Origin of the sequence: Chryseobacterium sp. G0201 (assembly GCF_003815655.1) — a bacterium.
GTDB lineage: Bacteria > Bacteroidota > Bacteroidia > Flavobacteriales > Weeksellaceae > Chryseobacterium.
Map to the genome: position 1 here is coordinate 3147722 of NZ_CP033917.1, position 13539 is coordinate 3161260.

Below are 13539 nucleotides of genomic sequence, written 5' to 3' on the forward strand. Positions count from 1 at the left end.
AAATGTGGGAAATCAAATAGGAACTTTCTTTGCCTTAATTTTTTAACTAATGAAAATAATTAATAGTTAAATATACTTATTTTCATTCTTTTGAGGAGTAGGCAGGACTCGAACCTGCGACCCACAACTTTGATGTTTTACAGGAACTTTTATTTGCCAAAAGCGAAAAGTAATCTGTTGCTCTACCATCTGAGCTACTACTCCTACCGTTATTATTAAAAGTTTTCATAAACCTTACAGTCTTTTACACCTGCAAGGTTCAGTTATTAGTTTTAGTTATTTAAAAACTATGCTTTTCTAAATTTTTTCTTCTTTTTCCAAGGCGCATTCTTCTGAACATCCCCAGCCATAATACATCCGTAAGGCATCACTTCATCCAAGACTTCACAAAGTCCATATTCTTCAATTTGCGCTCTTACGTTTTTGGCGCTTTTATAAGCCGTCGGAAGTTCCGAAATATCAATTTCATTCGAGAAAAAACGGATATCTAATCCTTTAGTTTCTTCTTCAAAAACTTCTTCAATCGTCTTATGAGCCAATGTTTTTTTATGTTGGGTTCTGCTAAAATTTCTTCCTGCTCCGTGTGGGGCAAAACCTAGGTTTCTCTCATTAGTTTTTCCCTGAACGATCAAAACGGGTTCTGACATATTCAACGGAATCAATCTTGGTCCTGTAATATCCGGCATAAATTTATCGTCCAAAGGCGTTGCTCCTTTTGCATGATAAAATAAATCACCATCCTTGAAAACAAAATTATGTTCGTTCCAATATCGGTCTTGTTTTTCAATTCCTAATTTATTTAAAGTTGCATCGTGAATAGAAGTATGGTTTTCTTTTGTCCACGTTCTTATCAATTGCAAGGCTTCCCAATATGATTTTCCTTCTTCAGTTTCATAAGGAATCCAGGCGTTTTCTTTCAAGGTTTCAGGAGAAATTTCCAGTCTGAATCTGTTCGCGACCTTCATTCCTTTATCATATAAAGCGGCTCCCGGAGCTCTCGATCCGTGGTGAGTCACCAACATGGTATTTCCTGTATTTTTAGAAATTCCGACAAATAAAAAATGGTTTCCATCACCTTGTGTTCCCATATGTGAACGGGAGATGCTGATTAATTTTTCATCATTCAAGAAGTAATTTTCTCTAAAAGCATCCATTAATTCCTGAGACATTTCCATTTGTTCACCTCTTGGTCTTCCTCCATATCCAAAGTGCGTGATAGAATGGGCTGCATCCAAAACTTCTTTAGGATTTGCTTTACCAAAATCTGTCAACATCACCGAACAACAGATATCTGCGCTATGAAATCCAGGATGAATGGCATTTTTCGCCACAACAACTCCACCAACTGGAATCTGACCTTCCGGACCTGTCGGGCAGGCATCCGGCATGATGGCTCCATTAATTAAAGTTGGAGTTTTCATCAAAACTTTCATCGTATTGATTACTTTTTCCACGTTATCATTTTCACTTTCGTGTTCTGCTTTGATGTTGATGATAAAATCTTTTGCCGTTTCATGAAGCGGAATCAAATCCGGTTGTTTGAATTGTTCCAAATATGCTGTGATTTGATTTTCATCTAAATTATTTTCGTTGATATGAATGATGGCTTCTTTGAACCATTTCGCTGATCTATATCCTAATTCTATTAAATTGTTTCCGTTAAATTCCATGTTTTCTTTCATTTTGTTGATGCAAAGTAATAACACAAGTGTGCAATGTTTTTGCGTAGATAAAAATATTTTAATTATTTTTGATAAAATTTAAAAAAATGTTATTAGAACAATTAAAGACTTCGCCTGAAACGATTCAATTTAAAGAGGTAATTTCATACATTGATGAAAACTACGATTTCACGCCAACAAAATTCACCAACGGAAATACAGTCAATGAAGCAGATCAGAATAATGGTTCATGCAAAGTTTTCAGTTTTGCAAAATTGCATGATTTGTCAAAAGAAGAAGTTTTAAACATTTTCGGAGAATTTTACAGAGAAGATGTATTGAAAAATCCGGAAGGAACAGATCATCAAAATATAAGAAACTTCATAGAATTCGGTTGGGACGGAATTTCTTTTGAAGGGGAGGCTTTGACGAAGAAATAGTTATTAAATTAATTTCAATTTGTCATTGCGAACCGAAGGTGAAGCAATCTCATTTATAACAATCAGATTGCTTCGTCGCTTTGCTCCTCGCAATGACACAAGAAAACACAAAAAACAACACCATGTCATCCAACAAAAACGCTCTAATCCGCTACAAAACGCTTGATAAATGCCTTAAAAACAAATACAAGCAGTATACTTTAGACGATTTAATCGACGAATGTTCTGAAGCTTTGTTTGAGTTTGAAGGCAAAGAATCTTTCGTAAGCAAACGAACTGTACAACTCGATTTGCAAAATATGCGAAGTGAAAAGTTCGGTTATGAAGCTCCAATCGAGGTTTACGAAAGAAAATATTACCGTTACAGCGATCCCGATTACAGCATTCATAATATTTCGGTGAATGAAAGTGATTTAAAGGCCATGAATAATGCGGTACAGATCTTAAAACAGTTCAAAGATTTTTCAATGTTCAAAGAAATGAATGGGGTTATTCAAAAATTGGAGGATTCTATACATTCAACCAACCAAAAATCAATTATTCATTTAGATAAAAATGAGCAACTGAAAGGGTTGGAGCATATTGATGTTTTATATGAAGCTATTTTAAATAAGAAAGTTTTAAATATTCTATATAAAAGTTTCAATGCAAGAGAATCAAGTAATTTTGTTGTGCATCCTCAATTATTAAAGGAATTTAATAACCGTTGGTTTTTGATCTGTCTTCACAAAGGAAAAATGTATAATCTGGCGTTGGATAGAATGGAAAGTATCGAAACCGACGAAAAAATTAAATATATTGACCAAGATCTGGATGGCGATGAATATTTTAAAGATATCGTTGGAGTAACCGTTTCACCAACGCTGGAGCCAAGAAACGTTGTCTTTTTTGTTGATTCTTCTAATGCGCCGTATGTAAAAACAAAACCGTTGCATAAAAGTCAGGAAATTGTAAGTGAAAATGAGGAGGGAACTATTTTTAAAATCTGTGTGCAGATAAACAACGAATTAGAAAGGCTTTTGCTTGGGTTTGGAAATTGTCTGATCGTACATAAACCCAGAAAATTACGGTTAAGAATGGAAGAAAAATTTAAATCAGGAAGTCAGAATTATGAAAATTTAATTGTTTCTGATTAAAGTTGAAATTTCCAATGAGCATGTTATGGCTTAGAAATTGTATTAATCAAATTCTAAAATAAATAGTATGAAATCAAGAATATTAAAAACTGTACTTGCTATTGTAGCACCTTTGGTAATTGAATTTATTGTCAAGAAAATATCAGAAAAACTGGATAAAAAACCACAGGGAACTGAACCAAAAAAGCTTCCTGCTTCAAATTAAAAGTAATTAAAATTATAGAAAGAGACTGTTGTTAAAACGGTCTCTTTTTTTAAATAAAATCATAAACCCCATTTTTCCAGCCCAGAACTTTAGAAGAATCTGCTTTTAACCAGTTTTTAAGAATGGTAGCATATACTTTTCTGAAATCTTCGGTATAAATTAAATCACCTTCATTCAAATGCTGTAAATCGGGTAGTGCGTTCAGAAGTCCTTTCTTTTTCAATCCTCCGCCGATGAAAAACATTTGATTGGCTGTTCCATGATCGGTTCCGTTGCTGGCGTTTTGGGCAACACGACGACCAAATTCTGAGAAGGTCATCAATAAAATATCATTGAATAAACCATTGCTTTTCATGTCTGCAACAAAAGATTTTACAGCTTCATTGATGTCACTAAAAAGTTTTTGCTGTCTTTCATTTTGGTTGACGTGAGTATCAAAACTTCCCACAGAAAGGTAATAAACCTGTGTATTAATATCAGATTTTATCAAAGAAGCAACGGTTTTGAAATCTTTTCCTAACTGTGAATTAGGATACGTTTGATCTGTCTTTTTTGCTTTACTTTTATCAAAAATATAGCCTGCATTATTGATCGTTGATCCCAATGTTTGATATAAATAAGAGACCGTTTCATCTTCATGATGATGATCATACAATGACTTAAAATATTTCTCCTGACTCGTTTGATATAATCTTTTAGGATCTTTAAAAGCAAAAGCTTTATTATTTTCTCCTTTTAAGGCTAAACTTAGCATATCATCAACTTCCAAAGCTTGCGTGGGATGGTCGCATTTATAGCATTCTTCATCCAGAAAACGACCAAGCCAGCCTGTTTCCAAAAACTCATCACTTTTGCTTGCTGACTGCCAGATATCCATACTTCGGAAGTGTGATTTATCAGGATTTGGATACCCAACGTTATTCATAACAGAAAGCTCTCCATTATCGAATAATTCTTTAAAATAAGACAGAGATGGATTAATTCCTGCTTCATCATTAAGCTGTAAAGAATTTTGTATCGCTATTTTGCTTCTTTCTTTGAAATAAATATCATTTTTTGTAGGAATGATCGTATTTAAACCATCATTTCCACCTGTGAACTGAAGGACGATTAAGATCTTCTGATTGCGTTCCAAAGCATTGTCCAACGTCATCGACTTCAGGAAATTAGGAACCATTAATGAAGCCGTTGCTAATGAACTTATTTTTAGAAATTCTCTTCTTTTAATTAGCATAAAATTAGGTTTTAGGTTAAAGATGATAGGTTGCAGTTGCTTAACTAATAGCTAAAATCTGCAGCCTGCTACCTCATAACTACATTAACTGATATTCCGGTGTTGACATCAGATTGATTACATTCATTTTCACGGTATTGTCGGAGAAACTTTTCACAGAATCCATACTCAACGTGTTTGAGTTTTGAATTAAATAATCTTCACAGTTTTTATTGCTGAAAGCTTTTTCAACACGAGCCCAGTCGATGGTGATATTCGGATTTTTGAAGCTCTTGTTTAAAGCTGTTTCACGTGATTTCATACCCATATCAATATCATCATCTTGACGCGGACTGTATTCTAAAGGCCGTAAACCCGACCAGATTTGAGGAATCTGAAGTCTCAACATCAAAGTAGAACTGTCGATCCACGATTTTCCGTTTGGCCATCCCGAAACGTTGGGAGGGTAGAGCAATATTTGACCCAATAATTTTTGATACACGATAAGATTTTCAGGATTTTGAATATGCATTGGTAACGTTCTCATCATTCCGACCATCAATTCTATGGGAGATTTTATTCTGTTTCCAATATTTTTTTTGTCATAAAACCACGAACTTAAAAATATATCGTTCATCAATTTTTTGATGTCATAATTGGAGGTGTAAAAACTGTCGCTTAGCTTATTAACAATACTTTCATCTACATTTTCATTGACAAAGAATTTATAGATTTTAGTAGTAATAAATTTTGCCGTTGCTTTTTGTTCTAAAATGATATTTAAAGCATCTGTTCCAGTAAAATTTCCTGTTTTTCCGAGAAAGTTTTTTGTGTCTTCGTCGTGAAGTTTTTTTCTTTCTGCAAAATTCCCTTCTTTATCATAACCCCAGCCTGTAAAAGCTCTTGCGCCTTCCCGTATGTCTTTTTCGGTATAATTTCCGCGTCCCATTGTGAATAATTCCATCACTTCACGGGCAAAGTTTTCGTTGGGATGATCTTTTTTATTTTGTTGATTATTAAGAAAATTCAGCATTGCCGGAGCCTGGCTTACTTCAAACAAAAGGTCTTTGAAATTTCCCAAAGCATTTTTCCTGATAATATTTAATAATTGTCTGTTGAATTTTGGGTTTTGAACTCTCGACGCGAAATGGCCGTGCCAGAAGAAAGCCATTTTTTCTCTCATCTGTTCGTTGCTGTTGATCATTTTGTTGAGAAAATTCAGGTTCAGTTCGTTGTTTTGCTCTCTGTTGATCCTCTGGATTTCCTTTTTCTTTTCGGCGGGAGATTTGTCGCTCATGTAGTCAATGATTTCCACATCAGGCTTTTCGTAGGTAACTTCAACAAAATTTTCTTCTTTAAACAAATCTTTAAGTAAAGTTTTGATGTCTTTATTTTTCAGATCTTCAAACTGGTTGATTCCCGCCCCGAAACCGGCGCGCCAAAGAAGATGTTTGTTATTTAATAAGGATGAGAGCATCATAAGACAATTTATTTTTTGATGTTGGAAAACACAAAAGGTTAAAATTATAACGGTTAAGAATTATTAATATTGTTATTTTTAATCTCAAGTTAAACATGTATTTAATTTTTGGTTAATTTAATTAATTGATATTCATTATTTTGCGATTTTTATTAATGTTAAAGTGAGAAAAACAGGCTTCCTTGGCACGATTTTTACATCCTTCAGATTAGTAAAATTTAAAAATCAGAGTTATGAAAATGTTTAAACAGGCCATCTTACTAGGCGGAATTTTAACGGTTGGTGTAGTAAGTGCTCAAAGCTCACAAATGAATAATATGATTAAGGTAGGAGCGAATGCTGGTTTAGCTGTTCCCGCAGATAATGTTTCTGCTTCTGCTGGTGTAGACGTAGCTTATCAAAACTTGATTACTCCTGGATTTGGATTAGGTATCGCAACAGGTTATACCCATTATTTTGGGAAGGATAACAACGGGATCAACAACAATGATGTGGGAGTAATTCCTGTAGGTGCTTTGATCAGAATTTATCCTAAACAGACCGGATTTTATTTCGGAACAGACTTAGGTTATGGTTTCTTGGTAGGTGACGAAAAAGTGGCTTCCAATAGTACGGTTGACAGACCGGACGGAGGTTTTTACATCAAACCTGAGATCGGATATCACAACAGAGACTGGAATTTCTTTGTACAGTATCAAAAAGTATTTGTAGGAGATAAAGGCGATTTGCCCAATCAGGACTACAATGTGGGGAACATTGGAGTAGGATTTTCTTACAATATTCCATTAGGGAAGTAGTTAGATTTAAATATAAACAATTATTAACCAAAACCTTTTCGTTTTTTTGAAAAGGTTTTTTCTTTCCCTATAGTATTTACCAAAACAATTATTATATTTGATAAAATTTGCTGATTATGATTTTGAACCCAAAATTTCCACTTTATTTACCAGGCGTAAAGAACAGTAATAATGATAATGTTTCTATCATTGGGGCAAACCTTCGTGAAGATACTACAACCTTGGGTTATTTTGTTTCCGGTAACGGAGGTCTTGAGGTAAAAATCCAAAACGATTACCCAACGAAAGAATATGCTTCTTTTTCAGATATCTTGAAGAAATTTATTCAGGATAACCAGTTGGAAAATGTAAAACGTTTAGGAATGGCTGTCCCGGGACCCGTTCTTAATGGGAAAAGCAGCCCTGCAAGATTAGGCTGGAACTTAGATCAGGAAGAGATCACAAGAGATTTCGGATTCGAGAAAGTGGATATGCTTAATGACTTGGAAGCTTCTGCTTACGGAATGGGGCTTCTTGAAGATTCTGATATGGATGATATCTACACAAGCGGTCATCTTGAAAATGGTAACGTAGCGATCCTTGCTCCAGGAAATGGATTGGGTGAAGCCGGATATTTCTTTGACGGAAAATATTTGAGACCATTTGCAACAGAAGGAGGTCACTCAGAATTTTCTCCGAGAACGAACGTTGAAGTTGAGTTCTATCAATTCTTAAATAATATTTATGGAATTGTAAGTTGGGAAAATGTACTTTCTAAGACAGGGTTATTTAATATTTATAGATTCTTAAGAGACGTAAAAAGACATCCTGAACCGGAATGGTTATCAGAACGTCTTGCCAACGGTAACTTTGTTGAGGTGATCTACAAAGCGGCAGTTGAGGACGATGCGTTGATCTGTAAAATAGCTTTAGATACTTTCCTTGAGTTTTTGGCAAGAGAGGCTAATAACCTTACTTTAAAATTAAAAGCTACAGGAGGATTATTGATCTCAGGAGATATTCCGCAGATGATCAGTAGTTATATGGATAAAGATAAATTCTACGAAAAATTTAGAATAAGCGATAAAATGGAAGACATGCTTAAAAACATTCCGATCTACCTGATCAAACAAAATCAGACAGGATTGAATGGTGCAGCGCTCTATACCGCTTACTATCAAGAATAAACATCAGCTCCGAAGAAATTCGGAGTTTTTTTATGGATGATATTATTCATGAAAATTATTATTTTTATTGATATACATCAATGAAATCTATCAGATAAGTTGGCTACATTTGCATCATTAACAAACAAGGTAAATAACTTATTTCAAAATGAAAAAAATATTTTTATTAGCAGTTTTAGCTGGTGGTTTAGCTTTCGGGCAGTCTAAAAAAGTAGTAGCATCTGATGTTCACTGGTGGGGTTATAAAGTTGCTAAATCTGAGGCTAGCTCTCATGATGGTACTGTAAAAGTAAAATCTGGAGACATGATCATGAAAGGAAATCAATTGGTAGGTGGTTCTTTCACTTTAGACATGAATTCTATTACTTCAACTGATCTTACAGGAGAATACCAAGGAAAATTGAATGGGCATCTTAAAAACGGAGATTTCTTCGAAGTTGAAAAATTCCCTACAGCTACTTTCAAGATTACTTCTGTAAAGAAAAATAACGATAAAATTTACAGTTCTTTGGTTACAGGAAACCTTACAGTTAAAGGAAAAACTAACGAAGTTTCTTTCCCTGCAAAAATTTCTTACAGTAAAGGAGTAGTAAGTTTAGTGTCAAATAAATTCTCTTTCGACAGACAGAAATTTGATGTTGCTTACAAGTCTACAATGCAGGATGTTTTTGTGAAAGATGAAATAGATATGCTTGTAAAAGTGACTGCTAAATAATTTAATCAAAAAAAGATTGTTAAAAGTGTAGAAGTTCTACACTTTTTTTTATTTTTGTTGAATTGTAAATAAAAAAGAATGAAAAGATTACTATTGTTTGCGATGGTGTGTGCGAGCATATCATTTGTTTCTGCTCAAAGAAAATTTGATAAAGTATCAAAAGTTACTTCATCTGAGATCAGATGGTGGGGGTACAAAGTTGTAAAAACTGAAGCTTCATCGCATTCCGGAACGGTAAAATTAAAAAGTGGTAAATTCAACTTTGATAAAACTGTCTTGGTAGACGGAGAATTTGTGATAGATATGAGAAGTTTGATGGCTGGAGATGTTTCAGACGAAGACATGATCAAGTTGACAAATGATCTTAAAAGCACGAATTTCTTCGAGGTTAAAAAGTTCCCGATCGCGAAATTTCATTTAACTAAAATTATTCCTCTGGCAAACAGTCAGTACAATTCAACGGTTTACGGTGATGTTACGATAAAAGGCGTTAGAAAAACAATTACTTTCCCTGCAAACGTATATGTAACTCAGTTTACGGTAGTTGTTGAGTCTGCAAAATTCTCTTTGAACAGAAGAGATTTCAAAGTGTTCTATCAGTCTTCATTAAAAGATTATTTCATTAAAGACGAAATGGATATTCAGTTCAAAGTTTCTACAGAGAAATTGGATAACGAAAACAGAGTTCCTGTAAAAAAGAAATAAGACATACTGTTTATAGATAAATGAATGAGTGATTTTTTAATCACTCATTTTTTTTGTGATTTTCATTAAATCCATAATTTTCATTAAAATGAATTTTTAATATTTTTTAATGAATTAATATTTTCCTTTATTTTATTATTATGTTTTTATTTTATTATCATTTATTTTGAATTTTATGTATTAATATTTAACTGTATTTAGTTTCTAATTATTATAATTGAAATATTTTTTACATATTTGTAATTACTTACTACAATGAAGGTGTATGATTTTTTAAATATTTAAAAACAAATACACGTTTATGCGAAAAAAAATTGTTATTCTCGTTCTTGCATCTTTTGTAAGAATGAATGATCAGGTAGGAATTAACACAACCAATCCTAAAGGTGTTTTGGATATTGTTTCCACAACATCCGGTGTAATTATTCCTAGGTTGGCAAATCCTGTAAATATTGTAGCTCCCGTTGAGGGGATGATAGCTTATGATACAACTAATAAAAGTTTACGTTACTTTGATGGGGTGAGCTGGAGTAGTCTTATAACAACGAAATTAACGAAGCCTAACGAAGGTGTTGTTAAAATTAATGCAGGAGGTGTTGGAGCTGGAACAAAGCCAAGTTGGTCTAATGTCTCTGCTAATACTACCCGACAGGTTATTTATTCGTTGCCGTTGGTATATGCCACTGCGCCTACAACGAGTTGGCCGGAAAATTCTGTAATTTCTGATGCTAAAATTTTTTCAGGAAATCAGTTTATTGAAAATAGTGTATTGGGACAGGTTCATCAATGGCGACTTATTGTGAATTATACCAAGTCGTCCAATATTTTAAGTCAGGATATCAGGTTTATCTTAAGAAATCCTTTGTCTGGCTTTAGGTCTGAGATTAGCGGGGTGATTCCATCAAGTAAAACAGGCGGAATTTTGGTATATAATTTTACAACAATTGCAGATGGGGTCAGTTTGCCTGCTCCGTTGGGAACTGGTAGCGGATATATTTTAGAATGGGTGGCTTCGGATGATATTTCAACAATTTCTATTGATAGTATTACCCGTATCTCTTTTCATAAAGATTAATTAAAAAAATAAATGACAAGTATAAAAGCATCTTTAATGATGCTTTTTTTTTTATTTTAGTAACATGAAAGTTTATATAGTAAGTGGTCTTGGAGCAGATTTTAAAGTACTTGAAAGATTGGAGTTTCCCGCGCGTTGTGAAGTTGTTTTTATAGACTGGTTGATTCCTGAGAAGAATGAACCTCTTTCTGATTATGTAGTAAGAATGGCAGAGAAAATAGATGTTTCAGAGCCGTTTTATCTTTTGGGGTACTCGTTTGGAGGAATCATTGTTCAGGAGATTAATAAAATAAAACCTGCCGAAAAGGTAGTTATTTTAGGCAGCATAAAATCCGATAAAGAGAAATCTAAATTTATAAGAACGGGTGAAGTGACGAAGATTCCACGAATACTCCCTTTGGGTCTTTTTAATGACAGAGCTGCAAATGTATATTCTGTGGTCAGAAAATTATTTGATCCTAAAAATCCTAAGATTCTTCAATATTTTAAGGTTCGCGATCCATATTATTTAAAATGGTCGGTAGAAAAAGTATCAGAATGGAAATTTGAAGAAAATCCTAATGTAATCCAAGTGTTAGGAGATAGAGATATTGTTTTTCCGGTAAAAAATTCAAAACCCAATTATATTATCAAAGGCGGAACTCATTTATTTCCCGCAACAAAATATAAAGAGGTTTCTAAGGTTTTAAATGAGGTATTTTAGATTTAAAATCATTTTATTTTAATTTACGGTTAAATTTGAAGGGGTATTTGTTTTAATTTGTGTTTTTATGAAATTTATGTTTAATTTTGGAGGGGTTAAATTAAAATTTTATGAAAGTAGGGTTGAAATGGATCGTTTCATTTACCACGATTGCTCTTATTGCAGTAGGAGGTTTATTTTGGAGTCCAATCGTTGATTTTCCAAATAATGGAGAATTTTTAGGGGAAGATAAAATTGTTGGAGCAGATGTAGCCTGGATTTTGGCTGCTGCAGGTCTTGTTTTGCTCATGACTCCCGGATTATCTTTTTTTTATGGCGGAATGGTCGGTAAGAAAAATGTAATTTCCACGATGCTGCAAAGTTTTATTGCATTGGGCGTAATTTCCATTCTTTGGGTGGTCGTTGGCTTTTCTTTATCTTTTGGTGATTCTTTAGGTTTTGAAATTAATGGCGAACATTATGGTATCATCGGAAATCCGTTAAGTTATCCTTTTTTCAGCCGTGTAGGAGTTTTACCTCATAAAATGATGGCTTCTACCATACCTTTTGTACTTTTTGCTCTGTTTCAGATGAAATTTGCGGTCATCACTCCTGCTTTGATAACAGGTTCATTTGCAGAAAGGGTACGTTTTATTTCCTATTTATTATTCATGGTGCTTTTCAGCATTTTCATTTATACGCCGCTTTGTCATATGGTTTGGCATCCAGATGGACTTTTAAATAAATTTTTCGGAGTTAAAGATTTCGCAGGCGGAACAGTTGTTCATATGAGTGCCGGATTTGCCGCACTGGCTGGAGCTATCGTTTTAGGAAACAGAAAAAATCCGCATCATGAGCCTTCAAATATTCCTTTTGTCCTTTTAGGAACCGGAATGCTTTGGTTTGGATGGTTCGGATTCAATGCCGGTTCTGCGTTGGCTGCAAACGCAACGGCTGCAACGGCTTTTGGAACAACAACGATCGCTTCTGCATCAGCAATGATGACGTGGATATTTTTTGACAGAATTAATGGTCGAAGCGTTTCTGCTTTGGGAGCCTGCATTGGTGCGGTGGTTGGATTGGTTGCCATTACTCCCGCATGTGGCTTTGTTTCCATTGCAGAAAGTCTTTTTATAGGTTTTATTTCCGCTATTGTTTCTAATCTGATGATGAATTGGAAAGCATTAAAAAAAATCGACGATACTTTGGATGTTTTTGCCTGTCATGGAGTAGGGGGGATTATGGGAATGATTTTAACGGCAATTTTTGCACATGGTGAGAATGCAAGTCTTCTTCATGGCGGTTTTGAAGTTTTTACGCACCATATGATAGCGCTGGTTCTTGTTTCTCTATTTGCTTTTTTTGGTTCGTTGCTATTATATAAAATTACAGATCGTATTATTACGTTGAGGGTTTCGGAAGAGGCTGAAGAGATGGGACTAGACCTTTCTCAACACGAAGAAAAGTTCCAGTAGATTTGGAGATTTCATTTTTTTTCTATTGTAATTGTGAAATCTTTATAATTAATAATTTGGGCTCGAATTTATCCCTCTTTAGACCGAAAAATATGTTTTTTAATGAAGTGTAGCCATTGGGTTGGTTTGCTATTAATCTCAGCCCCTTTTTCAGGGTTATCAAGTTGTTTAAGAAGAGAAATTAAACATTTTTCAAAATCAACTTTCATGAAAGTTGCTATGGATAGGTCTTTACTTTTAGATTCGGTCTCGTTAGATAACTTGATATGAACATGCAATTTTTTGTTTTTATAATAAAACTGTACAGATAATTCATATTTTTTTTCATGAAGTGTGATGATTTTTATTTGATAAAAATCAGTATCAGGCAGTGAATGGGAATGTTTTTGACTACTGAAGAGTCCTAAGCCTCTCATTTCTATTTGTAAGAGATAATTTGCTAGTTTAGACCTTTCATTAATGAATGAGTCTTTGAAGGCTTTTTGAAGTACTATTTCTTGTTCTTTTTGCTCAGTATTTCTTATGATATCAATATACTTGTTAATCATTTTTGCTTTTTTATATTGTTTAGAGGGAATTCTTTTTAAACATATATAGCAAAAATATAAAAGCTCACTTAAAAATTAGTTACTGCAACGCTACTGCAATTTTTAATTGTTTGATTATTAGTGGATTTTTTTGTGGTATTGTTAACAGAATTGAAGGAGATAATGATTTATAGCATATTTTAGATTTAAAAATAACGCTATAATACACATAAAGTTGATAAATATTTTCGGATTTATCGTG

At 33.8% G+C, this 13539-nt stretch carries 14 protein-coding genes and 1 tRNA gene; 10 read left to right on the top strand and 5 right to left on the bottom strand.

Annotated elements, in window-relative coordinates:
- Positions 1-93 precede the first annotated feature (93 nt).
- Positions 94-204 (bottom strand) — tRNA-OTHER (locus EG348_RS21745).
- An 83-nt stretch (positions 205-287) separates the two neighbouring features.
- On the bottom strand, positions 288-1670 hold the full coding sequence (locus EG348_RS14255) for an RtcB family protein (RefSeq protein WP_123985084.1): 1383 nt from the start codon (positions 1668-1670) through the stop codon (positions 288-290).
- A gap of 98 nt (positions 1671-1768) precedes the next feature.
- Here EG348_RS14255 and EG348_RS14260 point away from each other — a divergent pair, with 98 nt between their 5' ends.
- The 3 genes from EG348_RS14260 (at position 1769) to EG348_RS21750 (ending at position 3442) form a co-directional block, all read left to right on the top strand.
- On the top strand, positions 1769-2101 hold the full coding sequence (locus EG348_RS14260) for a HopJ type III effector protein (protein ID WP_123983676.1): 333 nt from the start codon (positions 1769-1771) through the stop codon (positions 2099-2101).
- Positions 2102-2223: 122 nt separating this feature from the next.
- Positions 2224-3237, top strand: coding sequence for a helix-turn-helix transcriptional regulator (locus EG348_RS14265; protein ID WP_123983677.1), 1014 nt, complete (start codon positions 2224-2226; stop codon positions 3235-3237).
- A gap of 67 nt (positions 3238-3304) precedes the next feature.
- On the top strand, positions 3305-3442 hold the full coding sequence (locus tag EG348_RS21750; protein WP_164463305.1) for a hypothetical protein: 138 nt from the start codon (positions 3305-3307) through the stop codon (positions 3440-3442).
- Positions 3443-3491: 49 nt separating this feature from the next.
- On the opposite strand, the gene EG348_RS14270 is transcribed toward EG348_RS21750, so the two are convergent.
- Together EG348_RS14270 and EG348_RS14275 are read right to left on the bottom strand one after the other, a co-directional pair.
- A complete protein-coding gene (locus tag EG348_RS14270; protein WP_123983678.1) occupies positions 3492-4676 on the bottom strand; it encodes a DUF1501 domain-containing protein in 1185 nt (394 codons plus the stop codon).
- Positions 4677-4755: 79 nt separating this feature from the next.
- Positions 4756-6135: a DUF1800 family protein gene (locus EG348_RS14275; protein WP_123983679.1), complete on the bottom strand. Its 1380-nt coding sequence runs from the start codon at positions 6133-6135 to the stop codon at positions 4756-4758.
- 233 nt (positions 6136-6368) lie between these two features.
- Between EG348_RS14275 and EG348_RS14280 the strand changes: the two genes are divergently transcribed.
- The 7 genes from EG348_RS14280 to EG348_RS14310 all read left to right on the top strand — a co-directional run bounded on the left by EG348_RS14280 (position 6369) and on the right by EG348_RS14310 (position 12750).
- Complete coding sequence (locus EG348_RS14280) at positions 6369-6932, top strand: hypothetical protein (protein WP_123983680.1); 564 nt, start codon at positions 6369-6371, stop codon at positions 6930-6932.
- A gap of 116 nt (positions 6933-7048) precedes the next feature.
- Positions 7049-8098, top strand: a complete 1050-nt coding sequence (locus EG348_RS14285; RefSeq protein WP_123983681.1) for a glucokinase — start codon at positions 7049-7051, stop codon at positions 8096-8098.
- 148 nt (positions 8099-8246) lie between these two features.
- The gene (locus tag EG348_RS14290) at positions 8247-8813 is read left to right on the top strand and encodes a YceI family protein (protein WP_123983682.1); all 567 of its coding nucleotides are present in this window, start codon (positions 8247-8249) and stop codon (positions 8811-8813) included.
- 78 nt (positions 8814-8891) lie between these two features.
- On the top strand, positions 8892-9518 hold the full coding sequence (locus tag EG348_RS14295) for a YceI family protein (RefSeq protein ID WP_072411838.1): 627 nt from the start codon (positions 8892-8894) through the stop codon (positions 9516-9518).
- 301 nt (positions 9519-9819) lie between these two features.
- Positions 9820-10593, top strand: coding sequence for a hypothetical protein (locus EG348_RS14300; RefSeq protein ID WP_123983683.1), 774 nt, complete (start codon positions 9820-9822; stop codon positions 10591-10593).
- Between the two features lie 64 nt (positions 10594-10657).
- Positions 10658-11296 (top strand): alpha/beta hydrolase, encoded by a 639-nt coding sequence (locus EG348_RS14305; protein ID WP_123983684.1) that lies wholly within the window; start codon positions 10658-10660, stop codon positions 11294-11296.
- Between the two features lie 110 nt (positions 11297-11406).
- On the top strand, positions 11407-12750 hold the full coding sequence (locus EG348_RS14310; protein ID WP_123983685.1) for an ammonium transporter: 1344 nt from the start codon (positions 11407-11409) through the stop codon (positions 12748-12750).
- A gap of 68 nt (positions 12751-12818) precedes the next feature.
- Here the strand turns inward: EG348_RS14310 and EG348_RS14315 are convergent, their stop codons facing one another.
- A complete protein-coding gene (locus EG348_RS14315) occupies positions 12819-13298 on the bottom strand; it encodes a hypothetical protein (protein ID WP_123983686.1) in 480 nt (159 codons plus the stop codon).
- Positions 13299-13539: the final 241 nt, after the last annotated feature.